We start from the raw sequence: 25,902 nt of genomic DNA, 5'->3' as shown, positions 1-25,902 counted from the left end.
GGCCTCCCCCGCGTGGGGAGGCCGTCGCGCGTCCGGTCAGTTGGGCTGGCCCAGGGGCCGTACGACCACGGTGTTGACGTCGACGCCGGCGGGCTGGGTCATGGCCCAGACGACCGAGTCAGCGATCTGGTCGGCGGTGAGCAGATGGCCGGGCGGCAGGCTGCCGTGGGAGTCCCAGAACGGGGTCTCCACGCGGCCGGGCGCGATCAGCGTGACGCCGACGCCCCACTCGGTGACCTGCCGCCGGGTGTTCTCGGCGAGCCCGGTCACCGCGTACTTGGTCGCGCCGTAGAGGTTGCCCGGCGTCGGCACGAACCCCGCGACGCTGCCCACCAGCACGATCCGACCGCGGGTCTCCTTCAGCGCGTCGATCGAGGCCCTGATCAGCAGGGCGGGACCGAGGACATTGGTCAGCACCATGTCGGTCCAGCCCGCGGGGTCGCCCTCGGCGACCGAGTCGCCGGTGGCGAACCCGGCGTTGGCGACGACGGTGTCCAGCCGGCCGAACTCCGCCAGCACGGTGTCCACCGCCGTCCGTACGTCGCCGTACTCGGCCGCGTTCCCCGGGAGGGTCAACAGGTCCCCGGGCTCGCCGAGTTCCTTCGCGAAGCGGCGCAGCCGCTCCTCGCCCCGTCCGGTGACGGCCACTCGCTGTCCCGCGTCCAGCAGCCGCCGGGCGACGGCGGCACCGATACCGCTGCCCCCGCCGGTGATGAGCGCGACCGGAGAGTCGGTCATGGAAACCCCCTGTGTGTCGTTGCGTGCCGGGGAGTCCATCACTTGGAGAGCTCTCGAAGTCAAGCCGTCACACGGGCCGCACCGCGGTGTGCACGGTGTGCGCCGCGAGGACGAACACGTCGGGGCGGTGGTGCACGCTCGCCTTGTCGTCGGGGTCGAGGAGACGGTCGAGGGTGGCGCGGTCCTCGGCGTCCAGCTCCTCGCCGAGCATGTCGCGGGTGCGGCCGAGGGTGGCGACCACATGGGCGCGGGCGCGGTCCGAGGCCGGGGCGGGGAGGTCGAGGAGGAAGGTGCGCGAGCGGGTGTGGTGCAGCCCGGCCGAGGTCAGCAGGGCAGGCCAGTCCTCGACGGTGGCCACCGAGCCCGGCAGTTCGGCGCGCATCCGGCTGAACCGCTCCTCCTCCAGCACGTCGATGCGCGCCTGGAGACCGGGCCGGCCGAACCCGATGTCGCGGGGCAGGAACCGGGCGGGCAGACCGCCCTCCAGCACGGCCAGCGTGCCACCGGGCGCGAGCCGTGCCGCGCAGGCCGCGAGCGCGGCGCCCTGGTCGCCGAGGTGGTGCACGCTGCGGCTGGCCCACAGCAGGTCGGCCGGGTAGTCCAGTTCGCCGAGCACCTCGGGCAGCTCACCGGCGAGGGTGCCGAAGCGGTCGGCGGCTCCCTTGCGCTCCGCCCGGTCCCTGGCCCGCTCCAGCAGCGGCTCGGAACCGTCGACGGCGAGGATCCGCGCTCCCGGGAAGGTCTCGGCGAACAGGCACGAGATGACACCGGGGCCGCTGCCCGCGTCCACGATCAGTCCCGGTTCGGTCACCTCCTTCGCCAGCCAGCTGAGGGCCCGCTCGTACAGGGGCGTGAACAGCTCGGCCTGGGATTCGAGCAGGGGGGCCATCTCGGCCCAGTCGATCTCGGTGCCGTCGTGGCCGTGAGGGTGGTTCGGGCCGTGGTGGTGATGGTGCGCCATGGTGGTCAGCCTCTCCGCTCGGATGCCGTCAGGGTGCGCCGACGCACCGGGAACGCGCAAACAATGTTGCCGGTCCCGCAAAAGGAACCCGAGGGATTCCGAGGTGGAGATGTGCGCGATCCGCCGGGCCGGACCTGGCCGGCCCGGCCCGGCGGATCAGTGGTCAGCCCGTCACGACAGCGGCGGGTACGCGTTCTTCATCAGCTCCTGGAACTGGGCGGAGAACCAGTGCCCGGAGATGGGGGCGTTGCCCAGCGCACCCGACATGTTGTTGTCGTTGCGCGGGTTGCCCGTGTACGTCGGGTCGCACATCCGGTCGAAGCCCTTGCCCTCGTCGTTGTCGATGTGCTCGCTCGCCCCGTCGGACTCACCCGGGGGCTTCATCCAGACGTAGGCGTCGATCCCGGGCTCCGGGGAGGCCTTGGGCCGCTCACCGAGGCCGGCTCCCGACTGGTTGCACCAGTTGCCGGTGTTGAAGCGGCGGTCGTAGCGGCCGCCGTCGACGTAGGTGTCCACGCTGGTCGTGGCGCCGGGGCCGGTGGGCCGGTTCGCGCCGCCCCAGCCGTTGCGGGAGGTGTCGATCAGCATGCCGATGTTCGAGTCGAAGCCGAGCGAGACCAGCTGGTTGCGCAGCGCCTGGGCGTACGACAGCTCGTCGACGTAACGGTTCCAGCTCACCCACTTGGACTCGCGCACCGACTTGCCGGCCACGTTGTCGTTGATGGAGAAGTGGTCCTCCTTCAGCGCGCTGTAGTTGGCCGTGTTGGCGATGAAGCCGTGCACGTCGGCGACGGTCGCGCCCTCGGCGGTCGCCGCCTGCTTGAACATCTGCGCGGAGGCGCCGAAGTTGTCGTCCCAGCCCAGCCAGCCGTGGTGGCCGGCGTCCACGTAGTTGTAGACGTTGGCCACGTCGCCGAGCTTGTTCAGGGCGTAGCCGACGCCCTTCACGTAGTTGCCGTTGGCCTTCATGACGTCGCAGTTCTCCGTGGCGGTGGGCCGCGGCGACACGTTGGTGACCAGGTTGGGCAGGGAGTCGATCTCGACCGTGGTGACGATCCGCAGCGAGGCGTACTTCGGGTCGGCGAGGATCTGCGCGATCGGGTCGATGTACTCCGTCTTGTAGCGGTCGATCTCCGTCGGGCCGAGCTCGCCGTTGGAGGCGAGGGCGGCGCAGTCACGGCCGGGCAGGTTGTAGATGACGAGCTGGACGACGAGCTCGCCGGAGCCCTTCTGGGTGAGGGCCTCGTCGAGGTGGTCGCGCAGGCCCATGCCGCCGTTGACCCCGTTGATGGCGGCGGTGCGGTCCAGCCAGACACCGGTCGGCTGGTTCGCGATGCGGCTGCCGCCCGGCTCGGCGGCGGCCTTCGCGGACCACTCGGGGTTCACGTACACCTTGGCGCCGCTGTAGGGGTTGTTCACCCGGTTGCCGGGCGGGTCGGTCGGGTCCGGCGGGTCGGTGGGGCCACCGCCGGAATCGACGTTGCAGGTCACACCGTCGAGGGTGAAGGTGGCGGGGACGGCGTTGCTGCCGCTGTACGTGCCCTGGAAGCCGAAGGTGGCCGAACTCCCGGTGGCCAGGGTGCCGTTGTAGGACTCGTTGGCGGCGGTGACGTTGGCGCCGGACTGGCTCACCTTGGCGTTCCAGCCGTTGGTGACCTTCTGGTTGCCGGCGTAGGTCCACTTCAGCGACCACGACGACTTGGCGGCGCTGTTGTTGGTGATCGTCACCGACGCGGTGAAGCCGGTGTCCCACTGGTTCTGCACCTTGTAGTCCACGGTGCAGGGGACGGCGGCCGCGCCGGTGTCGCCGGGGACGGCGGCGATCGCCGTCCCGGTGGCGCCGGCGACCAGCGCCATGGCGGCGAGAAGCGCGGTTCTGGTGCGACTCATGGTGCGGGTTTCCTATCCGTAGGGGGCTGACCTTCTGGGGCGCGCGCGGACGACCGCGCGGGCCTGGTGCCTTACGGGTGGGGGTGCCGTACAGACCGATTGGGGCAGGCCTGTGATGCCGACCGGTGTTTTCGGGCAGCACGGACGGCACGGGGATCCCACGGGAACGAGCGACCCCGCGTCAGGTGCTCCGCAGGTGCACGGGGATGGCTAAAAGTACTGAACGCGGGGGGTGGCGCATGAGCGGTCTCCTTGCAGCTCGGACGCGTCATGACGAACGCGTCGACTGGTGGAACCGCTCCCACTGGTGCTCATGAAGCTAGCGCCAAGTGACGGCAAAGAACAGAGGGACTGCTGACTTTCACTCAGCTCGGGCCGTCGAATGTTTTCGATTCGCCACAAGGCTTGACCGCTCAGCACCCCATCCTCACTATGGGAGCGCTCCCACTGGTTCAAGCCTTGACATCTCCGAGTCGCAGGAGGAACCAGCACCATGCATCCCCCACCCAGGAGACGCAGAGGCGTCCGGCGGCTGTTAACGGCCGCCGCCGCGGCTCTCGCGCTTCCGCTGACGATGCTCTCGACCGGCTCGACGCCCGCGCAGGCGGCGGCCGTCCAGTGCAGCGTCGACTACAAGACCAATGACTGGGGCTCCGGTTTCACCGCGGAGCTGACCCTCACCAACCGCGGTGCGGACGCCATCGACGGCTGGACCCTGACGTACGACTACGCGGGCAACCAGAAGCTCCAGAACGGCTGGAACGGCACCTGGTCGCAGTCCGGCAAGACCGTGACCGTGAAGAACGCCCCGTACAACGGCCGGATCGCCGCCGGCGGCGCCGTCACCACCGGCGGCCAGTTCTCCTACAGCGGCAGCAACGCCGCCCCCACGTCCTTCGCGATCAACGGCACCACCTGCACCGGGGCCCACCAGCCGCCGATCGCCGTGCTGACCAGCCCGGAGGCCGGAGCCGTCTACACGCAGGGCGAGACGGTCCCGCTCGCCGCCACCGCGGCGGCCGCCGACCAGGCCACGATCACCAAGGTGGAGTTCTACGACGACACCGAGCTGCTGGGCACCGACACCGGCTCGCCCTTCACGCTCTCCGTCGCCGGCTTGACCGTGGGCAGTCATTCGCTGGTGGCGAAGGCGTACGACAGCATGGGTGCCTCCGCCAGCTCCACCCCGGTCGGCATCACGGTCGCCTCGGGACCCGCCGTGGTCGCCACCCCGTCCCAACTCGGCGTTCAGCAGGGCGAGTCGGGCACGTACGAGGTGAAGCTGTCCAAGCAGCCGGCCTCGAACGTGACCGTCACGACGACCCGGGCGAGCGGCAACTCGGGACTGTCGGTCTCGGCCGGCGGCTCGCTCACCTTCACGCCGTCGAACTGGAACACCGCGCAGAAGGTGACGATCGCCGCCGACTCCTCGGGCAGCGGCACGGCGGTCTTCGAGTCCTCGGCCCCGGGTCACGCCAAGGCGGCGGTCACGGTGACGCAGCTGGGCGCCCAGAAGGCGTACGACGCGCGCTTCCTGGAGCTGTACGGGAAGATCACCGACCCGGCGAACGGCTACTTCTCGCCGGAGGGCATCCCGTACCACTCGGTCGAGACGCTGATCGTCGAGGCGCCGGACCACGGTCACGAGACCACCTCGGAGGCGTACAGCTACCTGCTGTGGCTCCAGGCCATGTACGGCAAGGTGACCGGTGACTGGTCGAAGTTCAACGGGGCCTGGGAGATCATGGAGAAGTACATGATCCCGACCCACGCGGACCAGCCGACCAACTCCTTCTACAACGCCTCGAAGCCGGCGACGTACGCGCCCGAGTACGACACCCCGAACGAGTACCCGTCCGCGCTGGACTCGGGTGTCTCGGTCGGCCCCGACCCGATCGCGAGCGAGCTGAAGTCCGCCTACGGCACGGACGACGTCTACGGCATGCACTGGATCCAGGACGTCGACAACGTGTACGGCTACGGCAACTCGCCCGGCAAGTGCGAGGCGGGCCCGTCGGACACCGGACCGTCGTACATCAACACCTTCCAGCGCGGCCCGCAGGAGTCGGTGTGGGAGACCGTCCCGCAGCCCACCTGCGACGCCTTCAAGTACGGCGGCAAGAACGGCTACCTGGACCTGTTCACCAAGGACGCCTCGTACGCCAAGCAGTGGAAGTTCACCAACGCCCCGGACGCCGACGCGCGCGCCGTGCAGGCCGCGTACTGGGCAGACCTGTGGGCCAAGGAGCAGGGCAAGGGCTCCGAGGTCTCCGCGACCGTCGGCAAGGCCGCGAAGATGGGTGACTACCTGCGCTACGCCATGTTCGACAAGTACTTCAAGAAGATCGGCAACTGCACCAGCCCGTCCTGCCCGGCAGGCACCGGCAAGGACGCCTCGCACTACCTGCTGTCCTGGTACTACGCCTGGGGCGGGGCCACCGACTCCTCGGCGGGCTGGGCCTGGCGCATCGGCTCCAGCCACGCCCACGGCGGCTACCAGAACCCGCTCGCCGCCTACGCGCTGAGCGAGTACGCGCCGCTCAAGCCGAAGTCGGCGACGGGCGCGGACGACTGGGCCAAGTCGATGCAGCGGCAGCTGGAGTTCTACCGCTGGCTCCAGTCCGACGAGGGCGGCATCGCGGGCGGCGCGACCAACAGCTGGGCGGGCCGGTACACGACCCCGCCGGCCGGCACGCCGACCTTCTACGGCATGCACTACGACGAGAAGCCGGTCTACCACGACCCGCCGTCGAACCAGTGGTTCGGCTTCCAGGCGTGGTCGATGGAGCGGGTCGCCGAGCTGTACCAGCAGACCGGCAACGCGCTCGCCAAGTCGGTCCTCGACAAGTGGGTCGACTGGGCGCTGTCGGAGACCACGATCAACCCGGACGGCTCCTTCCGGATCCCGTCGACGCTCCAGTGGTCCGGCAAGCCGGACACCTGGAACGCGTCGTCGCCCGGCGCCAACAGCGGGCTGCACGTGTCCGTCGCCGACTACACCAACGACGTCGGTGTGGCCGCCGCGTACGCCAAGACCCTGACGTACTACGCCGACCGCTCCGGCGACACGGAAGCGGCCTCGACCGCCAAGGCGCTGCTCGACGGCATGTGGGAGAACAACCAGGACGCGCTCGGCATCGCCGTCCCGGAGACCCGCGCCGACTACAACCGCTTCGACGACCCGATCCACGTCCCGAGCGGCTGGACCGGCACCATGCCCAACGGCGACACGATCAACTCGTCGTCGACCTTCGAGTCGATCCGCACCTTCTACCAGGACGACCCGGCGTGGTCGAAGATCGAGTCCTATCTGGCGGGCGGCGCCGCGCCCACCTTCACGTACCACCGGTTCTGGGCCCAGGCCGACATCGCCCTGGCCATGGGCTCGTACGCGGAGCTTCTCGAATAGCCCCCGCCGACGCTCCGCGTACCGGTCCCGGCACCTGACGCCGGGGCCACACACGGCCGGGCGGTCCCACTCGCGCACGGTGGGGCCGCCCGGCCCTCGCACGCTCTCCCCACTCCACCCTCCCCCCAAGAGGAAGGAACCTCCGTGCGAAGAACCCGTGTTCTCACGGCCGTGCTCGCGCTGGCGGCCGGTCTGCTCGCGGGCGGTCCGCCCGCCCTGGCCGCCGACGCACCGCCGCCGGCCACCACCCTCGCCGCGGACACCTACACCTGGAAGAACGCGCGCATCGACGGTGGCGGCTTCGTGCCCGGCATCGTCTTCAACCGAGGTGAGAAGGACCTGGCCTACGCCCGCACCGACATCGGCGGCGCCTACCGCTGGCAGGAGTCGACGAAGACCTGGACCCCGCTGCTCGACTCGGTCGGCTGGGACGACTGGGGCCACACCGGCGTGGTCAGCCTCGCCTCCGACTCCGCCGACCCCGACCGGGTGTACGCGGCGGTCGGCACGTACACCAACGACTGGGACCCGGACAACGGCGCGGTGCTGCGCTCCACCGACCGGGGCGCGAGCTGGCGCAAGGCGGACCTGCCGTTCAAGCTGGGCGGGAACATGCCCGGCCGGGGCATGGGTGAACGCCTGGCGGTCGACCCGCACGACAACGACGTGCTGTACCTGGGCGCGCCCAGCGGTCACGGGCTGTGGCGGTCGACCGACGCGGGTGCCACGTGGTCCGAGGTGACGGCCTTCCCCAACCCCGGGAACTACGCGCAGGATCCCAGTGACACCTCCGGCTACGCGTCCGACAACCAGGGCATCGTCTGGGTCACCTTCGACGAGTCGACGGGCGGCGCGGGGACGGCGACGAAGACCATCTACGTCGGCGTCGCCGACAAGGAGAACGCGGTCTACCGGTCGACGGACGCGGGCGCGAGCTGGCAGCGGATCGCCGGCCAGCCGACCGGCCACCTGGCGCACAAGGGCGTCCTCGACGCGGAGAACGGCCATCTGTACCTCGCGTACAGCGACACCGGCGGCCCGTACGACGGCGGCAAGGGCCGGCTGTACCGGTACGCGACGGCCACCGGCACCTGGACGGACATCAGCCCGGTGGCGGAGGCCGACACCTACTACGGCTTCAGCGGCCTGACCGTGGACCGGCAGAACCCCGGCACGGTGATGGCGACGGCGTACAGCTCCTGGTGGCCGGACACGCAGATCTTCCGCTCGACGGACAGCGGCGGCACGTGGACGCAGGCGTGGAGCTACACCTCGTACCCGAACCGCGAGAACCGCTACACGATGGACGTCTCCTCGTCGCCGTGGCTGACCTGGGGCGCCAACCCGTCACCGCCGGAACAGACGCCGAAGCTGGGCTGGATGACGGAGGCGCTGGAGATCGACCCGTTCGACTCGGACCGGATGATGTACGGGACGGGCGCGACGGTCTACGGCACGGAGAACCTGACGAACTGGGACGACGACACGTCGTTCACCATCACCCCGATGGTGCGCGGCCTGGAGGAGACGGCCGTCAACGACCTGATCTCTCCCCCGTCGGGCGCCCCGCTGATCAGCGCGCTCGGTGACGTCGGCGGCTTCCGGCACACGGACCTGACCAAGGTGCCGTCGATGATGTTCACCCAGCCGAACTTCACGTCGACGACGAGTCTCGACTTCGCCGAGTCCAACCCGGACACGGTGGTGCGCGCCGGCAACCTGGACTCCGGGCCGCACATCGCGTTCTCCACCGACAACGGCGCCAACTGGTTCGCGGGCACGGACCCTTCGGGCGTGAGCGGCGGCGGGACGGTCGCGGCCGCGGCCGACGGCAGCCGGTTCGTGTGGAGCCCGCAGGGCGCGGGCGTGCACTACGCGACCGGGTTCGGCACCTCGTGGTCGGCGTCGAGCGGCATACCGGAGGGGGCGGTCGTCGAGTCCGACCGGGTGGACCCGAAGACGTTCTACGGCTTCAAGTCCGGGAAGTTCTACGTCAGTAAGGACGGCGGCGCCACCTTCACGGCCTCGTCCGCGACAGGGCTGCCGAGCGGCGACAGCGTGCGCTTCAAGGCGCTGCCGGGCACGAAGGGCGACGTCTGGCTGGCGGGCGGGGCGAGCGACGGACCGTACGGCCTGTGGCACTCCACGGACGCCGGAGCGACGTTCACCAGGCTCTCGAACGTCGAGGAGGCCGACACCGTCGGCTTCGGCAAGGCGGCACCGGACGCCTCGTACCAGACCCTGTTCACCAGCGCGAAGATCGACGGCGTACGCGGCATCTTCCGCTCCACGGACCGGGGTGCCACCTGGACCCGTGTCAACGACGACGCCCACCAGTGGGGCTGGACGGGCGCCGCCATCACCGGTGACCCGCGGGTCTTCGGCCGGGTCTACGTGGCGACGAACGGCCGCGGGGTCGTCTACGGCGACACCTCGGACACAGGCGGCGGTACGGGTCCGGAGGAGCCTGGTCCGTCGGGCGCCTGCGAGGTGACCTACACGATCACCAACCAGTGGTCCGACGGTTTCCAGGCCGACGTCAAGCTGACCAACACGGGCTCGACCACCTGGAACGGCTGGGCCCTGAACTGGTCCTTCGCGGACGGCCAGAAGATCTCCCAGCTCTGGAACGGGTCCCACACGCAGTCCGGTTCGTCGGTGAGCGTCCGCAACACCGACTGGAACGGCACGGTGGCGGCGGGTTCGTCGGCGGCGTTCGGCTTCACGGCGAGCAAGTCCGCGGCGAATGCCGAGCCCACGGCCTTCAAGCTGGGCGACAAGACCTGCACGGTGCGCTGACCCCTCCGTTCCCCGGACCGCCCGCTCGCCGTGGCGGGCGGTCCGGGGGTTCACTCAGGGGGTGAAGACCGAGGGCCTCGCCGGCGTGGGCATGTTCGCGCCGATGAAGAAGCCCGTGTGCGGGGGCTGGTTGTAAGCCGTGTTCTGCCACGCGAGGGACGTGCGGTACAGGGTGTCGTGGAGGAGGGTCGTGATCCGGCGGTCCGTGTCGTGGGGGGTGGAGTAGATGCGCAGGTTCCTGTTGTCGCTGGTGCGCCAGACCACCTCCTCGCGCCAGTCGCCCAGGATGTCACCGGACAGGACCGGGGTGGCCTTGGTGCCGTTGTTCGACGACACGCCCGAGCCGGTCAGCAGGCGGGTGTCCGAGGACGTGCCGTACTTGTCGATGCGGGTGCCGTCGAGGAGTTCGCGCACCGGGTCGCCGTCCCACCAGGACAGGAAGTTGGCGGAGGAGGGCTTGCGGCCCTTGGTGGCGCCGCCCTCGTCACGGATGCTCCCGTCGGAGGAGGACCACATCTCGGGCCCGGAGTTGCCCGACCAGATGTCCGCCGCGACTCCGCGGCCGTTGTCGCAGCAGGCGCCGAGCTTCCAGCGGACCGCGCCGTTCGCGGGGTTGACGTACAGCGCGGCGGGCTGGCTCGTGGACTCGGAGACCTTGTAGTACTCCAGGCCGGAGGTCGACGGGTCGAGGTCGCCGAGGTGCTGGGCGTCGCCGTGGCCGGTCCTCGTGGTCCACAGGCCGTTGCCGTTGTCGTCGATGGCCATCGAGCCGTAGACGATCTCGTCCCGGCCGTCGTTGTCGACGTCCCCGACGGACAGGGCGTGCGAGCCCTGGCCGTCGTAGCCCTTGCCGCTGTTGGTGGAGGAGTTGGTGTCGAAGGTCCAGCGGCGGGTGAAGGCGCCGTTCCGCCAGTCCCAGGCCGCGACGACCGTGCGGGTGTAGTAGCCGCGCGCCATGATCAGGGAGGGACGGGCACCGTCCAGGTACGCGGTGCCGGCGAGGAAGCGGTCGACGCGGTTGCCGTAGGAGTCGCCCCAGGAGGAGACGTTGCCGCGGGCCGGCACGTAGTCGACGGTGCCCATCGCCCTGCCGGTCTGCCCGTTGAACATCGTCAGGTACTCGGGGCCGGAGAGGACGTACCCGCCGGAGTTGCGGTGGTCGGCCGAGGAGCTGCCGATCACGGCGCCGGTGCCGTCCCTGGTTCCGTCGGCGGTCTTCATGGCGACCTCGGCCTTGCCGTCGCCGTCGTAGTCGTACACCTGGAACTGCGTGTAGTGCGCGCCGGAGCGGATGTTGCGGCCCAGGTCGACACGCCACAGCCGGGTGCCGTCGAGCTTGATGCCGTCGACGATCGTGTTGCCGGTGTAGCCGGACTGGGAGTTGTCCTTGGCGTTGGTCGGCTGCCACTTGAGCACGAGGTCCAGGGCGCCGTCGCCGTCCAGGTCGCCCACGGAGGCGTCGTTGGCCTCGTAGGTGTAGGAGACGCCGTCGGGGGTCGTGCCGCCGGCCGGGGGGCTGATCGGTACGTCCTTGTAGCCGGCGCGGAACTGGATCGCGTGGACGGAGTCGCCCTGCTCGGTCCCGTTCACCACCGCGCGGACGGTGTAGTCGGCGTGGGAGGGCGCGCCGGCGTGGAAGTAGGTGGTGGTGCCGGTGATCGGGGTGGAGTTGACCTTGGTGCCGGCCCGGTAGACGTTGAAGGCGACGCCGTCCGGGTCGGTGCCGAGCCAGCGCCAGCCGACCAGGTTGCCGCTGCCGGTGTGGACGCTGACGACGCCGCGGTCCAGCTTCTCCACCTGCCGTGCGGTGGCGGCCTCGGCGGACGTGTCCGACAGCGCGGTCGGACCGGCGCCGGCCAGTGCCGCCACGGCGAGTGCCGCGGGCAGGACGACGCGGCGTCTGCGGTGCGTGCGGGGGTGCTTCACGGGGACGGACCTCCTCGGAGGACGGACGGGTTCCGTCTATCCGTCGCCGCCGGCGCCCGCCAGGTTGCCGGGCAGGGACCGCCGATACGCCCGGAGGCTGAACACGGGGTCGGGGCGGGGCCGGTCCTGGTCGGGGAGTTCGGCCAGCCGGGCGGCGAAGTCCTCGGCCAGGGGGTCACCGGGGGGCAGGGTGACGAACCAGCCGCGCCGCAGGTCCGCGATGGTGCGGCGAGGGCTGCGGCCCTGTCCGCGCCCCTGGAACCGGGCCTGCCCGGCGGGGAGCAGACCGTGCGCGGCGGCACAGGTCTCGACGGCCTCGGGGGCGTCGCGCACCGGGCTGCGCGGACGGGCGGCGAGGACGGCGTCGATGTCGCTGCCGACGTTGTGCGAGGCGGCCTTGTGGACGGTGGTGACCCAGACCCCGCCGGGCCGCAGCACGCGGGCGCACTCACCGACGACCGCGTGGACGTCCTCGGGGCCGGGCAGCAGGTGCAGCAGCCACACACTGACGACGGCGTCGAACCGGGCGTCCCGGAAGGGCAGCCGGCGGGCGTCGGCACGCACCACCGCGCCCGGCAGCCGGGCTGCGGCCATTCGGGTCATCGGCGGGGAGCGGTCGACGCCCGTCACCCGCAGCCCCTCGCGGACGGCGGCGAACCGCCGGGTCACGATGCCGGTGCCGCACGCCACGTCCAGCAGCTCCCGCGCCGACACCGGTACTAGGCCCATCACGGCCTCGCAGGCGGCCTCCGCGCGGGGTTCACCGCCGCGCAGGACGTCGTACCGCCCCGCCTCCTCGTCGTAGTCCAGCACGCGCCTCAGTGTGCACCGTGTCCGGCCGCCAGGTCCTCCACCCTGCGGGCGAGCTCGAGGTCCTTCTCGGTGACGGCGCCGCCCGCGCTGTGCGTGTGCACGGACAGCGCCACGGTGTTGTAGCCGAGGGTGAGGTCGGAGTGGTGGCCGAGCTCCTCCTGCACCTGGGCGATGTGGACGACCATCGCCGTCGCCGCGAAGTGCGAGCCGAGCCGGTAGGAGCGGGTGAGGCGGTCACCGTCGAGCGACCAGCCCGGCAGCTCGGCCAGCCGGTCCTCGACCTCTTTCCGCGACAGCGGTTCGACGGGCATGGGCTGCGCTCCTTCGCCGGTTCGGATCTCCTGCCGGACTCCCAGGCTGCCACAGAAGCCCTCCCGGGGCCCTGGTCAGGAGCGGGCGGCTCCCCGGTACGGCCGTTTCTCGACTACGGTCCTGGCATGACCACCGTCACGTCCGGTACCGCCTCCCGCACCGCGGGCGTGGGCCCCCTGCTGCGCGCCTGGCGGGAGCAGCGGCGGGTCAGCCAGCTGGAGCTGGCCCTGCGCGCCGACTCCTCCGCCCGGCACATCAGCTTCATCGAGACCGGCCGCTCCCGGCCCAGCGAGGAGATGGTGCTGCGGCTGGCCGAGCATCTGGACGTCCCCGTGCGGGAGCGCAACGCCCTGCTGCTGGCGGCCGGTTACGCGCCCCACTACCCGGAGACGCCGCTGGACGACCCGGCGCTGGAGGTGGTGCGCGCGGGCATCGAGCGGCTGATCACCGGCTTCGAGCCGTACCCGGCGCTGGTGGTGGACGCGATGTACGACGTCGTGGCGGCCAACCGGGGGGTCATGGCGCTGTTCGACGGCGTTCCTGACTCGCTGCTGACGCCGCCGCTGAACGCGGTGCGGCTCACCCTGCACCCGCGGGGGCTGGCGCCGCGGATCCGGAACCTGCGGGAGTGGCGCGGGCACCTGCTGGAGCAGATGCGGCGGCAGATCGCCCTGCACCGCTCCGAGCCGCTGCGCGCGCTGTACGACGAGGTGGCGGGGTACCCCGTGCCCGACACCGCCGGCCGGCCCGAGGAGCCGGCCGAGCCGGTGGCGTACTTCGCGCTGCCGATGGTGATCGAGCACGGCGGGCGAACGCTGTCGTTCGTGTCGTCGATCTCCACCTTCAACACGCCCATGGACGTGACGGTCGCCGAACTGGCCGTGGAGACACTGCTCCCGGCGGACCCGGCGACGGCCGAGTACCTTCAGTCCTGGCTGAGCTGACGCTCCCTCAGGGCCATGTGCTGGAGCAGGGCGAAGCCCGCCACGGTCAGTGCCTGGAGCACCGTCCACACCGCACCCGCCGTGGTCGGCGTGAGCCAGAGCGCGAGGGCGGCGAGACTGACCGCCGTCCAGGCGAGGTTGGCCTCGACGACGATCCGCACACCGGTCGTCGGCGGGTGCTGCCGGGCGGCCAGCAGGCCCACACCGGCCGCGTAGAAGGCGAGGAACCCGCCGAGCGCGAGCAACAGGCCGGATCCGGCGCCGAGGAACCGGCCGAGCGGGCCGGACAGGGCGAGATACGCCAGCGCGTTGGCGCCGGTGACCACGGCGTCGAGGGCAAGGAAGCGGCGCAGCATCGCCTGCGGCTCCACGGTCCGGGCAAGTGCGGCAAGCTGGGTCGCGGACATGATGAGTCACCCTCCGTGAGGATCGGTTTGCGGCGGTCGGCCGGGTCCCGGGCCGGAGTGCGCCGGCCCGGAACCCGGTGCCTCCACGATCCAGGGCGTGCGGCGCCTGGTCGATTACCTGCCGGGTAATGCGGCGGACCAGTGAAACTGGGCGGATTCCGGTGGCCCGTGAGAGTGTCGGAAGAACATGACAGACTGAGCGCATGCCCGGGCGCGTTGGGGAGGCGTGGCGTGAGTGAGCGGCGGGCCGCACCCACCGTGGGCCAGGTGGTTCTGGGAAGGCGGCTGCAGGAGCTGAGGGAGGCGGCGGACCTCTCGCGGGAGGAGGCCGCCCGGATCCTGCGGGTGGCGCCCGCGACCGTACGGCGGATGGAGATGGCCGAGGTCGCGCTGAAGATTCCCTACGTCCAGCTGCTGCTGACCGCCTACGGGGTGCCCGAGGACGAGTCGGAGGCCTTCGTCGAGCTCGCGGAGGAGGCGAACCGGCCGGGCTGGTGGCAGCGGTACCACGACGTGCTGCCCGAGTGGTTCAGCATGTACGTGAGCCTGGAGGGCGCCGCCCGGATCATCCGCTCCTACGAGCCGCACTTCGTGCCGGGCCTGCTCCAGACCGAGGGCTACGCGCGCGCCGTCCTGGAGGCCGGGACCATCGGGAACGCCGGGCACGACGCGGTCGAGCGGCATGTGGCGCTGCGCATGGAGCGCCAGCGGCTCCTGGAGCGCCAGGACCCGCCGCATCTGTGGGTGCTGATGGAGGAGACGGTGCTGCGCCGTCCGGTGAGCATCGACGGCCGGGTGATGCGCGACCAGCTCGACAAGCTGCTGGAGTACTCCGCGCGGGACCGGATCACCCTCCAGATCGCCGAGTTCGCGGACGGACCCCACCCCGGTACGTACGCGCCGTTCTCGCTGTTCCGGTTCGCCGAGCCGGAGCTGCCGGACATGGTGTTCACCGAGTACCTGACCGGCGCCCTGTATCTGGACTCCCGCAAGGAGGTGTCCGCGCATCTGGAGGTCCTGGACCACATGACGGCGCGGGCGGCCTCGACACAGCGCACGGAGAAACTGCTGCGGGAGTGCCGCGAGCACTACTGAGCGAGCACCCGCGAGCGAGCCTTCGCACCTCACGAGGAGAAGACTGCCCATGACCGGATCCGACGCCGCGCCCGTCCGCATCGACACCAGCCGCCCGCACCCGGCGCGGGTCTACGACTGGTGGCTCGGCGGCAAGGACAACTACCCGGTGGACGAGGAACTGGCGCGCCGGATCCTCGCGTCGGACGGCACGGTGCTGCGCGGGGCGCGGGCCAACCGCCGGTTCATGCACCGCGCGGTGCGCACGGTCGCCGAGGCGGGGATACGCCAGTTCCTGGACATCGGCACGGGCATCCCGACCGAGCCCAATCTGCACCAGGTGGCGCAGGGCGTGGCCGCGGAGTCCCGGGTGGTGTACGCGGACAACGACCCGATCGTGCTGCGGCACGCCGAGGCGCTGCTGCGCGGCACCGCCGAGGGCAGCACCCGGTACGTGCACGCCGATGTGCGGGACGCGGACACGCTGCTGCGCCGGGCCGCCGAGTCGCTGGACCTGGGCCGGCCCGTGGCGCTGTCGCTGGTCGCACTGACCCACTACCTGGGCGACGACCCGGACGGCGACGACGTGTACGGCCTGCTGGAGCGGTACAAGGCCGCGCTGGCGCCGGGCAGCTATCTGATCCTCTCCCAGGTCACGCCCGATCTGAGCCCCGAGGCCGTGGGGCAGGCGGCGGAGCACTTCCGGCGCGGCGGTACGCCCTTCCACCCGCGCTCGCTGGCCGGGTTCTCCCGCTTCTTCACCGGCCTCGAACTGCTGGGCCCGGGGGTGATCCCGGTGCACGGCTGGCGCCCGGAGGCGGAGGACGTGGAGGCGCAGGCGGAGGGCATCGTGCCGGTGTACGCGGGGGTCGCCCGCAAACCGTGACCCCGGCGCGGCGGGTCAGGCCGCGCCGTTCTCCCGCCGGCCGGTGTCCTTGTCGTCGTCGACGATCTCCGCGTCGACGACGCCGTCGTCCTCCTGCGGTGAACTCTGCTGCTCGGCGCCCTCCGTGGGGGTGCTCGGCTGGGTCTGCGCGTACATCGCCTGGCCCATCTTCTGGCTGACCGAGGCGAGTTTCTCCACGCCGGCGCGCAACTCGGCGGTGTCGGAGGACTGTTGCTCCAGCAGCCGCTTCACCTCCGTGACGGCCGACTCGACCTCGGTCCTGGTGTCGCCGGGAATCCTGTCGCTGTTGTCCCGCAGGAACCGCTCGGTCTGGTAGACGAGTTGTTCGGCCTGGTTGCGGGTCTCGGCGGCCTCGCGGCGGTTGCGGTCCTCCTCGGCGTACTGCTCGGCCTCGCGCATCATGCGGTCGATGTCGTCCTTGGGGAGGGCCGAGCCGCCGGTGACGGTCATCTTCTGTTCGCGGCCGGTGGCGAGGTCCTTGGCGGAGACGTGCATGATGCCGTTGGCGTCGATGTCGAAGGCCACCTCGATCTGCGGGACGCCGCGCGGCGCCGGGGGCAGGCCGGTGAGGTCGAAGACGCCGAGCTTCTTGTTGTAGGCGGCGATCTCGCGTTCGCCCTGGTAGACCTGGATGCCGACCGAGGGCTGGTTGTCGGTGGCGGTGGTGAAGATCTCCGAACGCCGGGTGGGGATCGTGGTGTTGCGTTCGATCAGCTTCGTCATGATGCCGCCCTTGGTCTCGATGCCCAGGGACAGCGGGGTGACGTCGAGGAGCAGGACGTCCTTGACGTCACCGCGGATGACGCCCGCCTGGAGGGCGGCGCCGACGGCCACCACCTCGTCGGGGTTGACGCCCTTGTGCGGGTCCTTGCCGGTGAGTTCGCGGACCAGTTCGGTGACGGCGGGCATCCGGGTGGAGCCGCCGACGAGGATGACGTGGTCGACGGCGGAGAGCTTCACACCGGCGTCCTTGACGGCCTGGTGGAAGGGCTGCTTGCAGCGTTCGAGAAGGTCCTCGGTGAGTTCCTGGAACTGGGCGCGGGTGAGCTTCTCGTCGAGGTGCAGGGGGCCTTCGGCGGACGCCGTGATGTAGGGCAGGTTGATGGTGGTCTCCGACGAGGAGGACAGTTCGATCTTGGCCTTCTCGGCGGCCTCCCTCAGTCGCTGCACGGCCATCTTGTCCTGCGCCAGGTCGACGCCGTACTGGCCCTTGAAGCGCTTGGCGAGGTACTCCACGAGGCGCTGGTCCCAGTCGTCGCCGCCGAGGTGGGTGTCGCCGTTGGTGGCCTTCACCTCGATGACGCCCTCGCCGATGTCGAGCAGCGACACGTCGAAGGTGCCGCCGCCCAGGTCGAAGACGAGGACGGTCTGGTCGTTCTCCTTGTCCAGTCCGTACGCCAGGGCCGCCGCCGTGGGCTCGTTGATGATCCTCAGCACCTTCAGGCCGGCGATCTCCCCGGCCTCCTTCGTGGCCTGCCGCTGGGTGTCGTCGAAGTACGCCGGCACGGTGATCACCGCGTCGGTGACGTCCTCGCCGAGGTAGGACTCGGCGTCCCGCCGCAGCTTCTGGAGCACCCGGGCCGACAGCTCCTGCGCCGTGTAGCGGGTGCCGTCGACGGAGCCCTGCTCGGGGAACCGCCACCGGGCGTCGCCCATGTAGCGCTTGACCGAGCGGGCGGTGCGTTCCACGTTCGTCACGGCCTGCCGCTTGGCGACCTCGCCGACCAGCACCTCGCCGTTCTTGGCGAAGGCCACGACCGAGGGGGTGGTCCGGGCGCCCTCCGCGTTGGCGATGACGGTGGGCTCACCGCCCTCCAGCACGGCCACCACCGAGTTCGTGGTTCCCAGGTCGATTCCGACCGCACGTCCCATCGCCGTCCCCTTCCGCCGTTCCGCCGGGGGCACCTCTCCGGACCTCACAGACTTCCAGGCTTCCAGCACAAAACTTGAGCGGCCTGTTGTCAATAGTTTGAGCGGATGGTTGTCAACGGACGGTGTGGGCGTCCGTGTGGTCGCGCAGCTCCACGGCGCGCCGGGGACGGTCGGTGATCAGGACGTCCACGCGCGGGTCGCCGAGGAAGCCGCGCAGCGCCGCGTCCTCGTTGACGGTCCACACCATGGTGAACAGTCCGTTGCGTGCCGCCTCGCGCAGCACGGTGGCGCGGGCGAGGCGCCAGTGCGCTGCCACGCCGTGGGCGCCGCAGGCGCGGACCCGACGCATGGGCAGCAGCTCGCCGAGCCGGGTCCGCACCAGGCGGCCCGGGGAGATGTCCTTGCCGTCCCGGCCGAGCGACAGCACGGTGCGCACCCGGGGGCGGGCGGCGGTGATGGCGGCGACGGAGCGGTCCTCGAGGGTGGTGGCGACGAAGCCGTCCTCGCCGAGCAGGGCGACCGCGCGGTCGATCAGCTCCCGCTCGTGGCCGGTCTCCTTGAGGTCCAGATGGGCGACGAGCTTCCCGGCGACCAGCTCCATGACCTCCTCCACGGCGGGCACCCGGTATCCGGCGCGATCGTTCAGCTCGGCGTGGGTGAGCGCGGACAGCGGCGGGCCGGTGGGCCCCACCCGCGGGTCGTGGTGGACGACGAAGACCCCGTCCGCCGTGTGCCGGACGTCGAACTCGACGTACTCGGCGCCGGACGCGAGCGCGTCCTCGTACGCCTCCCGGGTCGCCGGGGCGGCGCGTTCGGAGCCGCCCTGGTGGGCGGAGACGGCGGGGCGTGGCGTCATGGTGGTCGGCTCCCGGCGGTGGACGTGCCGCAGGCCGCCCCGGCTGGAGCGGCCTGCGGTGGTGGCCCGGCGGGCGGGTCAGGCGAGCTTGGCCGTCAGGGTGATGTTCGTGCCCTTCAGGGCCTGGCTGACCGGGCAGTTCACCTTGGCGTCCTCGGCGGCGGCGACGAAGCCGGCCTCGTCCAGGCCGGGGACGGTGCCCTCGACCGTGAGGTGGATGCCGGTGATGCCCTCACCGGGCACGAAGGTGACATCGGCGGAGGTCGTCAGCTTGGTCGGCGGGGTGCCGGCCTTGTCGAGGCCGTTGGAGAGGGCCATCGAGAAGCAGCTGGAGTGCGCGGCGGCGATCAGCTCCTCCGGGCTGGTCTTCCCGTTCGCCTCCTCGGCACGCGACGCCCAGGTGACGGGCTGCTCAGCGATGCTGCCGGAGGAGTCGAAGGCGACGACCCCGCTGCCCTTGAACAGGTTGCCTTCCCAAACGGTGTGTGCGGAGCGCGTGGCTGCCATGACGCATCCTTTCGAAAATGTCCGGCCGTGTGTCCGGCGGTGCTCGGTCCGGGAACCCGTGTCACCGGGTGCCCGCCCCCATCCGATCACATCACGGCTCAACTCACCCGGAAGACGGGCCCTCTCGCGGTGAACGGCAGCCGGGCGCCCCGCGGGATCAGATACGCGTGCTCGCGCCGGACCCGCAGGACGTCGCACCAGCCGTCGGTGATGACCAGGACCGGTGCTGTGGGCGGGAAGTCGTCGGCGCGCTGGAGGAGGTCGACGCCGGGCTGGAGGACGGTGCCGCCGCGGCCGTGCACCCGCACCCGTCCGGCGATCTCGGTGACCGGCACATAGCCCGCGTCGTGCGGTGCCGCGTCGCAGAACACCACGCGGGCCGCCGGTACGTCGCGGGCCTCGGCGTAGGAGGCGATGGCGCCGAGCGCCTTGCCGAGCAGGACGCGGTTCATGGAGCCGGAGGTGTCCAGGACGACGCCGAAGGTGCAGCGGGCGATCTCCTCGGGCGGGAAGTACCGCCCGGCGCGCGGGATGTCGGGGGTGGAGGCCTGCCGCCGGGACGGCCGGGCGTACGACCGGAGCGGCTCCGGGCGCGGCACGAACTCGTCGAACCAGCGGGCGAGGCGGGCGTCCCAGGGCAGCGGCGGATGGCTGAGCGCGCGGATCTCCTCGACGAGGCCGCCGGGCAGGAAGCCGCGCTCCTGCCGGTCGTGCAGGTCCAGGCCCTGGGCGAGACCGCGGCGGTAGAAGCCGTCGAGGTCGACGTGGTCGCGGGGCGGGCCGAGGGGGCCGCCGAGGATGTCGCCGAGCCCCTTGCCGCGCAGGGTGGCCAGCCGGCGCATGCGGCGCAGGTCGACGGCGATCCGGTCGTAGACCTCCTCGGCGGACAGCCCGGCGAGCTCCTTGTCGTACAGCAGGCCCTCCGGCATGGTGCCGACCCGCATCTCGTTCAGCCAGCCGTTGATGACGAAGTCGCAGGCGACGTTGAACAGGTACGGGTCGCGTCCGCCGCAGCGGTCGCCGTGGCGCAGGGCGGCGTGCAGCATCTCGTGGGCCAGGACGAACCGCCACTCCTCGTCCTCGAGCCGGCGCAGCGGGTTGACGTAGATCTCGCCGGCCCCGGCGTCGACGGCGGCGACGGAGATGCCGTGGGCGCGGGCGAGTTCGGCGTCGGCGACGAGGGTCATGCCGGAGGCGATACCGCCGAGCAGGGGGTAGGAGGAGACGAACCAGCCGAGCGCCCGCTCCCAGGGACGCCGTGGGGCCGGCTTGCCGTCGAGGCTGTCGCGGCGGCCGCCCGCCATGTCCATCGCGGCGGACACCGTGCGGGTGAGGGCGGCGGCGAACGCCAGTTGGTGGTCCGGCGGCTGCCCGTACCAGCCGTGCCACTCCTGGAGGTACAGGTCCGCCTCGCCGCCCGCCGTGCCGCAGCGCTCGTACACGGCCGGGACCCCGTCCCGTCGCCAGCCCGCGGCGAGCCGCTCCTCGTCGCCGTCGGGGTACGCGGCGGGCAGGTGGTCGGGCGCCGTGCCGACGGGGAAACCCAGCAGGAAGCGGTTGACGACCACGCAGCGGGCGGCGAGCTCGCTGTGGTCGGGCTGCTCGCGGGTGCCCTTGGCGGCCGGGACGTGGCCGAAGCCGAGGTGGAGGACGGCGTGCGCGAGGGCCCACGCCCAGGTGTCCGGGTCGGCCATGCGGTCCGGGTGGGCGTGCAGGACGGCCTCGGAGTCCACGCGCACCAGCCCGTCCCGGGGCGCGAGTTCGCAGTTCTCCCGGCGGCAGACGTCGAAGTCGACGGCGGCCAGCGCGGGGTTGGCCCGCACCAGGCGGAGCCCGGCGTCGAACGCCTCCCCCGCGAGGTCCCGCTTCTTCGGCCCCTTCGCGCGGGGGCGGCTCACCGGCGCGCCTCCACCAGCCGGGGCATGTCGCGGGCCGCCTCGACGAGGAACCAGGACGGCAGGACGGGGTTGCCGTCGTTGTCGGAGGCGATGACGGTCTGGGCGACCTCGACGGAGATCTCGGCGAGCTGCACCAGCAGCGACTTGGCGCGGTACGCGGTCTGGCGGCCGTTCGCCGACATGTGCTCCTTGGTCGCCGGGAGTTCCTTGACCAGGCGTCCGCGGAAGGACTCGGCGAGGTAGTAGAGCAGGTCGCGGTCCTCGAGTCGGTGCGGCCAGCGGGCCTCGCCCTTGATGACGGCGTCGATGCCGAAGCGGCTGCGCACGATCTTGACGTAGCCGCAGAAGGCCGTGGCGTGCGCGGGGGTGAGGGTGCCGTGCGCGAGGACCTTCAGGGTGTCCTCGTCGAGGTCGCGGCCGAAGGAGTGCAGCGCGTCGGAGAGCATGTGCCAGGAGCGGGGCGTGGAGAAGGGTTCCTCGGTCTTGGGCGGCTTGGACCAGAGGTGGTCGGGGCGGTCGGTGAGGTGGTCGGTGATCCACGGGTGGATGCCGTTGTTGGCGGCCCACACCAGCCAGTCCTTGGGGGACGCCTCCAGGTGGACGTGGGTGAGGCGGTTGACGAGCGCGGAGGCGATGGGGCGGGCGAGCGCGTTGTCGGTGGCGCGGTTGCCGGCGCCGATGACGATGGAGCCCTTGGGCAGCTCGTAGTCGCCGATGCGGCGGTCCAGGATCAGCGAGTAGAACGCCTTCTGCACGTCCGGGGTGGCCGCGTTGAGCTCGTCCAGGAACAGGCAGTACGGCTCGTCGCGGGCGATGGCCTCGGGCGGGCAGAACACCGAGCGGCCGTCCCGGATCTGCGGGACGCCGATGAGGTCCTCGGGGGCGAGCTGGGTGCCCAGCAGACTCACGCACTCCAGCCCCAGACTCTCGGCGAACTCCCTCACCAGGGAGGACTTTCCGATGCCGGGAGCGCCCCAGAGGAACACCGGCCGCACGGTCGCGAGACCGAGCAGCAGCTCCGGGATGCGGGCGGGGGTGACGGTGACGGCTGCCTGCACGCAGCGGCTCCAGGGGTCCGGGGGACGGGCGAATACGGACAGTGTGGGCCGCGGCGATCGCTCACGCAGCCGAATTTCCGGTGCCCGTCGGGCGGTCAGGCGGCCCGCTCCCGGTCCGGCTCCGGCACCCCCGCCTCGTCCGACTCGGTCAGCCAGCGGCGCAGCACCTGGTGGATCCGCTCGGCACCGGCGAGCTCCGCGCCGTCGGGGACCGGCGCGGACAGGGCGAGCGGGGAGAGCAGGAAGGGGCGGGACTGGGCGCCGCCGAGGCCGCCGTGGGAGCCGATCTGCTCCTCGAAGGCGAGGACCTCTCCGTCGGCGGGGTCGTGGAAGGAGTTGACCATGATGTCGGCGGTGTGCGGGAAGGTGTGGGTGCGTCGTACGACGTCGGCGGCGCCGGGGCCGAACGCGGCCAGCGGGCCGGGGTTGTCGTCCAGTCGGTCGAGGGGGATCTCCGCGCCGTAGGCGCCGAGTACGACCCCGCCGTGGCGTTCACTGCGGACGAGGAGGAAACCGACGCCGGGGTGGTTGGCGAGGGTCGGCAGCAGCGCGGGGTGGCGGGCGTCGATCTCCTCCTTGGTCATCCGGTGCGGCACGTCCGGGAAGGAGACCAGGCCGAGGTTGCCGGAGGCGAGCACGACGGGTTCGGAGCCGCGGGAGGGGCGGTAGTGCTCGGCGCCCTCCTCGACGGGCCGGCGCAGCGCCGCGCGGACCGCCGCACGGGCCTCCGCGCCGCTGTGGGTGCGCCGGGCCCGGCGCGGCACGGGCAGTCCGCAGCCGGCCCGCACCAGGTCGCCGAGGGTGAGACCGTAGCGGGAGCGGAAGGTCTCGCCGGGGCTCTGCCCGTGGTCGGAGAGGACGACGATCCGGTACGGGCGGGGGGCGTGCTCGGCGACGTTCTCGATCAGGGCGAGGGCGCGGTCCAGGCGCTGGAGGACCTTCTCGGTGTCCCGGCTCGTGGGCCCGGAGTGGTGGGCGACCTCGTCGTAGGCCACCAGGTCGGCGTAGACGGCGGTGCGGCCGGCCAGCAGGTCGCCCGTCACGGCGGCGACGACGACGTCCCGTTCGACGACGGTCGCGAAGGCCCGTACGAAGGGGTAGAGCCCGCCGCGCGAGACGCGCGGGCGCTGCTTGCGGACCCTGGCCCGGGTGGACTGGCCGATCTCCCGGCCCACCTCGGCGACGAACGACAGCGCGGTGCGTACGGCGTTGGCGGGGTCGGAGAAGTAGGCGAAGTAGCCCGCGCGGGAGCGGGCCGCGGGGCCGCGGCGGCGGGTGGCGATGGAGAGCACCAGGGCCTGTTCGTCGGCGCCGCCGCTGAAGAGGTTGCCGCGGCTGGCCCCGTCGTGGGCGAGCAGTCCGGCGTGGCCGGAGTACTCGATGGCGCGGGCCTGGAGTTCGGCGGCGCTGGTGGGCCGGTTGCAGACCATCACCTCGCGGCGCGCCTTCTCGTACCAGCGGAAGGCGGGGACGTCGTGGTTGCTGCCGTGCAGGATGCCGAGCTGGCTGGCGCCGGTCTGGCTGGACCAGTCGGTGCGCCAGGGGGTGAGGCGGTGGGTGGGGCGGTCGCCGGTGCCGGTGCCGAGCCAGCGCGCGACGGTGGGCATGAGTCCCTTGTCGACGGCGTCCCGCAGGACGTCGTGGCCGACGCCGTCGAGCTGGACGAAGACGGTGCCGGGGGTGGTGGGGCAGGGCGGCGTGGAGCGCCGTCTGCGGTCGGCGAGGCGGTAGAGCCGGCGGCGGTAGGCGTCGTCGTCGCGGACGGCGAGGGCGGCACCCGTGGCGGACGCGACGGCGGACATGACGGCGGCGACCACGACCGCCGTCTCCGGTGCGGCGGCACCGCGTTCGACGGGGTTGACCTGGAGGGCCAGCCACAGCAGGGCGCCGTTGAGGAAGAACACCAGCAGGCCGAGGACGAGCGCCGGGACGAGCAGCAGCAGGCGTACGAGCAGCGGCCAGGCCAGGGCGGAGAGCAGACCGAAGGCGCCGGCGCCGAGGGCGGCGGTGACGGCGATGTCGGTGGCGCTGTCGCCGTCGGCCGAGCGCAGCCGGAAGTCGGGCAGGATGCCGGCGAGCAGCAGCATGGTGAGCGTGGAGACCGCCCACACGGCGACACTCCGTCCGATCTGACTGGCGACCCGTCGCCACCGCCCGCCACGCACGCCCCGCACACCTCACGTCCTGGCCGGTCCCGGCCCGCTGTCCACCCTGTCACAACGGCCGGAGCGGGCGTTTCGTCCCCGGTCGCACCGGCCGGCGACGGCTCAGCGGCCGTCGTAGCCGGCGGTCGGCATCGACAGCCGCCGGTGCACACACGCCTTCATCGCCGCGTCGTACGCCGGCTCCGCGCGGCCCACCGTCTCCACGCGCACCCCGCGCCTGGCACACTCCGCGGTGAACTCCTCGACGGACGACAGCGCGCGTTCCAGTACCCGCAGGCTGGGCGCCACGAACAGATCGGCGCCGGGCCGCACCCCCTCCCACAGCAGGCAGTGGTCGGCGCGCAGTCCCCGGACGAGGAGTTCCCGCGCCAGCACATGGCCGTGTTCGGCGGCCCAGCGGGCGCACATGGCGTGCTGGCTGCGGGAGTCCACCAGGAAGGGATCGGCGTCCAGTTCCTCCAGCGGTGTCAGACTCGCGATCGCCGTCACCCGCACCGGCCCCATGGCGTCCCCCCTCACCTCCGCTTTTCGCCGCCGACCCTACTCCTGCCCGTAGGCTTCGGGGAGTCGCGCGAAGGAGGCGAAGAGGTGCCGGTGGAGGTCACGTGGTGGGGTCACGCCACCTGCACGGTCGAGGACTCGCACACGCGCGTGCTCACCGACCCCCTGTTCGCCCGCCGGCTCGCCCATCTGCGGCGCCGGCGCGGCGCGGTGCCGCCGGCCGAGGCCCGGTACGCGGACGTGGCCCTGGTCTCCCATCTGCACGCCGACCATCTGCACGTGCCCTCGCTGGCCCGGCTCGCCCCGGGCACGCGCCTGCTCGTGCCCCGGGGCGCACCACGCGCGGTGCCGGGGCTGCGCCGGCTCACGCATCTCGACGTGGGCGAGATGGCGCCCGGCGACGTGACGACCGTCGGCGGTCTGGTCGTACGGGCGGTGCCCGCGCGGCACGACGGGCGGCGGCTGCCGGTCGGACCGCACCGCTCCCCGGCCCTCGGCTATGTCGTGGAGGGTGAGGCGCGGACGTACTTCGCCGGGGACACCGGCCTGTTCGACGCGATGGCCAAGGAGGTCGGGCCGGTCGACGTGGCGCTGCTCCCGGTGGGCGGCTGGGGGCCGTACCTCGGCGAGGAGCATCTGGACGCGGGGCGCGCGGCCGAGGCGCTGGCCCGGCTGGGGGCGCCCAGCGCGGTGCCGGTGCACTACGGCACGTACTGGCCGATCGGGATGGACGCCGTGCGCCCGCACGAGTTCCACGCGCCGGGCCACGAGTTCGAGCGGCTGGCCGCCCGGCACGCGCCCGGTGTGACGGTGCACCGGCTGGGGCACGGGGAGAGCGTCCGCCTGGAGGTCGCGCGGTGATCCT

The 25,902-nt window shown here is 71.9% G+C and carries 20 protein-coding genes; 6 read left to right on the top strand and 14 right to left on the bottom strand.

What is annotated here, in order from left to right; all coding sequences use genetic code 11:
* Positions 1 to 36: 36 nt before the first annotated feature.
* From ACZ470_RS08995 to ACZ470_RS08985, 3 genes are all read right to left on the bottom strand, one after another.
* On the bottom strand, positions 37 to 738 hold the full coding sequence (locus ACZ470_RS08995) for an SDR family oxidoreductase (protein WP_468425817.1): 702 nt from the start codon (positions 736 to 738) through the stop codon (positions 37 to 39).
* Between the two features lie 67 nt (positions 739 to 805).
* Positions 806 to 1,699 (bottom strand): class I SAM-dependent methyltransferase, encoded by an 894-nt coding sequence (locus ACZ470_RS08990; RefSeq protein ID WP_468425815.1) that lies wholly within the window; start codon positions 1,697 to 1,699, stop codon positions 806 to 808.
* Positions 1,700 to 1,870: 171 nt separating this feature from the next.
* A complete protein-coding gene (locus tag ACZ470_RS08985; protein ID WP_468425813.1) occupies positions 1,871 to 3,589 on the bottom strand; it encodes a glycoside hydrolase family 6 protein in 1,719 nt (572 codons plus the stop codon).
* 493 nt (positions 3,590 to 4,082) lie between these two features.
* Here ACZ470_RS08985 and ACZ470_RS08980 point away from each other — a divergent pair, with 493 nt between their 5' ends.
* On the top strand, positions 4,083 to 6,998 hold the full coding sequence (locus ACZ470_RS08980) for a glycoside hydrolase family 48 protein (protein ID WP_468425812.1): 2,916 nt from the start codon (positions 4,083 to 4,085) through the stop codon (positions 6,996 to 6,998).
* Between the two features lie 144 nt (positions 6,999 to 7,142).
* Complete coding sequence (locus ACZ470_RS08975; RefSeq protein WP_468425810.1) at positions 7,143 to 9,797, top strand: cellulose binding domain-containing protein; 2,655 nt, start codon at positions 7,143 to 7,145, stop codon at positions 9,795 to 9,797.
* 54 nt (positions 9,798 to 9,851) lie between these two features.
* Here the strand turns inward: ACZ470_RS08975 and ACZ470_RS08970 are convergent, their stop codons facing one another.
* Genes ACZ470_RS08970 through ACZ470_RS08960 form a run of 3 tightly spaced genes read right to left on the bottom strand, consistent with a single transcriptional unit; the run spans position 9,852 to position 12,847 of the window.
* Positions 9,852 to 11,723, bottom strand: a complete 1,872-nt coding sequence (locus tag ACZ470_RS08970) for a rhamnogalacturonan lyase (RefSeq protein ID WP_468425808.1) — start codon at positions 11,721 to 11,723, stop codon at positions 9,852 to 9,854.
* Positions 11,724 to 11,759: 36 nt separating this feature from the next.
* Positions 11,760 to 12,536, bottom strand: coding sequence for a class I SAM-dependent methyltransferase (locus tag ACZ470_RS08965; protein ID WP_468425806.1), 777 nt, complete (start codon positions 12,534 to 12,536; stop codon positions 11,760 to 11,762).
* Positions 12,537 to 12,541: 5 nt separating this feature from the next.
* A complete protein-coding gene (locus ACZ470_RS08960; protein WP_468425804.1) occupies positions 12,542 to 12,847 on the bottom strand; it encodes a 4a-hydroxytetrahydrobiopterin dehydratase in 306 nt (101 codons plus the stop codon).
* Between the two features lie 126 nt (positions 12,848 to 12,973).
* Between ACZ470_RS08960 and ACZ470_RS08955 the strand changes: the two genes are divergently transcribed.
* On the top strand, positions 12,974 to 13,792 hold the full coding sequence (locus ACZ470_RS08955) for a helix-turn-helix domain-containing protein (RefSeq protein ID WP_468425802.1): 819 nt from the start codon (positions 12,974 to 12,976) through the stop codon (positions 13,790 to 13,792).
* On the opposite strand, the gene ACZ470_RS08950 is transcribed toward ACZ470_RS08955, so the two are convergent.
* Entirely contained in the window at positions 13,774 to 14,199 is a 426-nt protein-coding gene (locus tag ACZ470_RS08950) for a hypothetical protein (RefSeq protein ID WP_468425800.1), read from the bottom strand. The two genes, ACZ470_RS08955 and ACZ470_RS08950, sit on opposite strands and share 19 nt — an antisense overlap.
* A 231-nt stretch (positions 14,200 to 14,430) precedes the next feature.
* Here ACZ470_RS08950 and ACZ470_RS08945 point away from each other — a divergent pair, with 231 nt between their 5' ends.
* Positions 14,431 to 15,294, top strand: coding sequence for a helix-turn-helix domain-containing protein (locus tag ACZ470_RS08945; protein ID WP_468425798.1), 864 nt, complete (start codon positions 14,431 to 14,433; stop codon positions 15,292 to 15,294).
* A 49-nt stretch (positions 15,295 to 15,343) separates the two neighbouring features.
* Positions 15,344 to 16,159 carry an SAM-dependent methyltransferase gene (locus ACZ470_RS08940; RefSeq protein WP_468425796.1) on the top strand — a complete coding sequence of 272 codons (816 nt, stop codon included), beginning with the start codon at positions 15,344 to 15,346 and terminating at the stop codon, positions 16,157 to 16,159.
* 15 nt (positions 16,160 to 16,174) lie between these two features.
* On the opposite strand, the gene dnaK is transcribed toward ACZ470_RS08940, so the two are convergent.
* The 7 genes from dnaK to ACZ470_RS08905 all read right to left on the bottom strand — a co-directional run bounded on the left by dnaK (position 16,175) and on the right by ACZ470_RS08905 (position 25,040).
* Entirely contained in the window at positions 16,175 to 18,052 is a 1,878-nt protein-coding gene (gene dnaK, locus ACZ470_RS08935) for a molecular chaperone DnaK (protein ID WP_468425794.1), read from the bottom strand.
* Positions 18,053 to 18,164: 112 nt separating this feature from the next.
* Entirely contained in the window at positions 18,165 to 18,908 is a 744-nt protein-coding gene (locus ACZ470_RS08930) for a glycerophosphodiester phosphodiesterase family protein (protein WP_468425792.1), read from the bottom strand.
* A 78-nt stretch (positions 18,909 to 18,986) separates the two neighbouring features.
* Positions 18,987 to 19,415, bottom strand: coding sequence for an OsmC family protein (locus ACZ470_RS08925; RefSeq protein ID WP_399447319.1), 429 nt, complete (start codon positions 19,413 to 19,415; stop codon positions 18,987 to 18,989).
* Positions 19,416 to 19,513: 98 nt separating this feature from the next.
* Entirely contained in the window at positions 19,514 to 21,313 is a 1,800-nt protein-coding gene (locus ACZ470_RS08920; RefSeq protein ID WP_468425790.1) for a vWA domain-containing protein, read from the bottom strand.
* Positions 21,310 to 22,371: an ATP-binding protein gene (locus ACZ470_RS08915; RefSeq protein ID WP_468425788.1), complete on the bottom strand. Its 1,062-nt coding sequence runs from the start codon at positions 22,369 to 22,371 to the stop codon at positions 21,310 to 21,312. Before ACZ470_RS08915 ends, ACZ470_RS08920 begins: the two co-directional genes overlap by 4 nt.
* A 95-nt stretch (positions 22,372 to 22,466) precedes the next feature.
* The gene (locus tag ACZ470_RS08910; RefSeq protein WP_468425787.1) at positions 22,467 to 24,545 is read right to left on the bottom strand and encodes a phage holin family protein; all 2,079 of its coding nucleotides are present in this window, start codon (positions 24,543 to 24,545) and stop codon (positions 22,467 to 22,469) included.
* Positions 24,546 to 24,638: 93 nt separating this feature from the next.
* Positions 24,639 to 25,040, bottom strand: a complete 402-nt coding sequence (locus ACZ470_RS08905; protein ID WP_468425785.1) for a hypothetical protein — start codon at positions 25,038 to 25,040, stop codon at positions 24,639 to 24,641.
* 84 nt (positions 25,041 to 25,124) lie between these two features.
* Between ACZ470_RS08905 and ACZ470_RS08900 the strand changes: the two genes are divergently transcribed.
* Positions 25,125 to 25,898: an MBL fold metallo-hydrolase gene (locus ACZ470_RS08900; RefSeq protein WP_468425784.1), complete on the top strand. Its 774-nt coding sequence runs from the start codon at positions 25,125 to 25,127 to the stop codon at positions 25,896 to 25,898.
* Positions 25,899 to 25,902: the final 4 nt, after the last annotated feature.

It is taken from the genome of Streptomyces sp. NPDC031111 (genome assembly GCF_055570675.1).
The sequence above is the reverse complement of the archived record's forward strand: the minus strand, read 5'-3'. Positions and strand labels throughout refer to the sequence as shown.

Bases quoted from the DNA above. Each gene is read 5' to 3' on its own strand.
- ACZ470_RS08995 (WP_468425817.1), bottom strand. From the start codon at position 738: ATGACCGACTCTCCGGTCGCGCTCATCACCGGCGGGGGCAGCGGTATC.
- ACZ470_RS08990 (WP_468425815.1), bottom strand. From the start codon at position 1,699: ATGGCGCACCATCACCACCACGGCCCGAACCACCCTCACGGCCACGAC.
- ACZ470_RS08985 (WP_468425813.1), bottom strand. From the start codon at position 3,589: ATGAGTCGCACCAGAACCGCGCTTCTCGCCGCCATGGCGCTGGTCGCC.
- ACZ470_RS08980 (WP_468425812.1), top strand. From the start codon at position 4,083: ATGCATCCCCCACCCAGGAGACGCAGAGGCGTCCGGCGGCTGTTAACG.
- ACZ470_RS08960 (WP_468425804.1), bottom strand. From the start codon at position 12,847: ATGCCCGTCGAACCGCTGTCGCGGAAAGAGGTCGAGGACCGGCTGGCC.
- ACZ470_RS08955 (WP_468425802.1), top strand. From the start codon at position 12,974: ATGACCACCGTCACGTCCGGTACCGCCTCCCGCACCGCGGGCGTGGGC.
- ACZ470_RS08950 (WP_468425800.1), bottom strand. From the start codon at position 14,199: ATGTCCGCGACCCAGCTTGCCGCACTTGCCCGGACCGTGGAGCCGCAG.
- ACZ470_RS08940 (WP_468425796.1), top strand. From the start codon at position 15,344: ATGACCGGATCCGACGCCGCGCCCGTCCGCATCGACACCAGCCGCCCG.
- dnaK (WP_468425794.1), bottom strand. From the start codon at position 18,052: ATGGGACGTGCGGTCGGAATCGACCTGGGAACCACGAACTCGGTGGTG.
- ACZ470_RS08930 (WP_468425792.1), bottom strand. From the start codon at position 18,908: ATGACGCCACGCCCCGCCGTCTCCGCCCACCAGGGCGGCTCCGAACGC.
- ACZ470_RS08925 (WP_399447319.1), bottom strand. From the start codon at position 19,415: ATGGCAGCCACGCGCTCCGCACACACCGTTTGGGAAGGCAACCTGTTC.
- ACZ470_RS08905 (WP_468425785.1), bottom strand. From the start codon at position 25,040: ATGGGGCCGGTGCGGGTGACGGCGATCGCGAGTCTGACACCGCTGGAG.